Annotated in this window: 1 protein-coding gene; it reads right to left on the reverse strand. The window is 71.4% G+C overall.

The window, feature by feature from the left end; genetic code table 11:
* On the reverse strand, window positions 1-646 hold a 646-nt coding region (locus LPA54_RS34745; protein ID WP_228984614.1), incomplete at both ends, for a VWA domain-containing protein.

A 646-nucleotide genomic window follows, 5' to 3' on the forward strand; every position in this document is an offset into this window, starting at 1 on the left:
GTTGACCATCGAGTCGACCATGGACCCCGACTGGTCCACCACGACGATCAGCCGCTGCGGTGTCGTCTTGCGGCTGGTGTGCCGGTAGTAGAGCCGGTCGACGTAGAGCCGCTCCTCCTCCGGGTCCCAGTTGGTGAGGTTCTTCCAGATGGTGCGGTTCAGGTCGAGGTTGCGGAAGACCCGCTTGGGCGGCACGGACCGGTCCAGCTCACCGACCGACGCCTTCTCCACCTGTGTGCGCAGCACCTCGGTGACCTCGTCGACGTAGCGCCGGATCAGTGCCTTGGCGTTGGCGAGGGCGACCCCGGAGAGGTTGTTCTTGTCCCGCAGCAGCTGCTCGATCAGCGACATGCTCGGCGTCAGCCGCGAGGCGAGCGCCGGGTCGGCCAGCACCTCCCGCAGATGCATCCGCTGCACCAGACCGGCCTCGATCGAGCCCAGCTCCGGGCCGATCTCGGGGATCAGCCTGCTCAGGTCGGGCGCGGGCGTGCCGACACCGGTACCGGTAGGGCTGACGCCGGCGCCCGCCCGGCCCGCGCCGCCCCGGCCGCCGCGCAGATCACCGGGCCGGCAGCCCAGGGCCCGCTCCAGCCAGCCGGCGTCGGACTGCCAGCGGGCGAGCTGCTCGGCGGTGACCGTGCCGCTC

The organism is Streptomyces sp. DH12 (genome assembly GCF_020873895.1).
Taxonomy (GTDB): Bacteria; Actinomycetota; Actinomycetes; order Streptomycetales; family Streptomycetaceae; genus Streptomyces.